Origin of the sequence: Poinsettia branch-inducing phytoplasma str. JR1 (assembly GCF_000309465.1) — a bacterium.
GTDB lineage: Bacteria > Bacillota_I > Bacilli_A > Acholeplasmatales > Acholeplasmataceae > Phytoplasma > Phytoplasma pruni.
The window spans coordinates 1-737 of sequence record NZ_AKIK01000107.1 but is presented as its reverse complement, the minus strand read 5'-3'; the positions used below and the strand labels follow the sequence as shown (position 1 = coordinate 737).

The window sequence follows — 737 nt, the reverse complement described above, 5'->3', positions numbered from 1 at the left end:
CCTTTTTTAAGTTTGGCTAAATAAAAAAAACCAAACTGTTTATTTTTAATTAATAAACAATTTGGTTCAATTAGTTGTTTTCTTTTGGTACCACTTTTGTGGGGCACCTCAGAAAATGACGGTTTTGATGAAGAAAAAGCTCTAAACTTATTACAACAAGCTTGGGATGATTTAACTACTGAACAAAAACAAGAGAAATATAAATTAAATTTATGGGTTCCAGAAGAAGATTTAGAAGAATATTTAGAAGAAGCAAAATTAAAAGATTTAACTGATTCAATTTTAAAACAAATAAAACATTTATTTACTACTTTTATTAACAAAAATAATTTACCAGAAAATCAAATCAAAATGCAAATAGTTGATAAAATCAATAATACACAAGACCCTTCGCAAAATATGAATATGTGCTTGAGTATAATACCAGAAAAAGCCGAACTCAATGAAGAAAATTGCAATTAAGCAAATGATTATTGGGAAGCAAAATATTATTGGTATATCATTAATAATGTTTTAAATAGTGGTATAGGAGAAGAAAAAATAACTTTAAACTTTTCCTCTTTAAAAATATATTTAGATGAAGAAAAGCAACAAGGTAATGGGGTGAGACCCAGCGAAATGGCACCGAAAGAAAACTACTAATTTTTCTAAAATAAATATCTTTTAGAAAAAATTATTCATTAATTTACTTTATGATAACATAAAAAAAATATTTGTCAACCCTTTTTTAAAAAATA

Annotated in this window: 1 protein-coding gene; it reads left to right on the top strand. The window is 25.0% G+C overall.

What is annotated here, in order from left to right; translation table 11 throughout:
- Positions 1-96 precede the first annotated feature (96 nt).
- A complete protein-coding gene (locus ON17_RS02445) occupies positions 97-462 on the top strand; it encodes a hypothetical protein (RefSeq protein WP_017191913.1) in 366 nt (121 codons plus the stop codon).
- Positions 463-737: the final 275 nt, after the last annotated feature.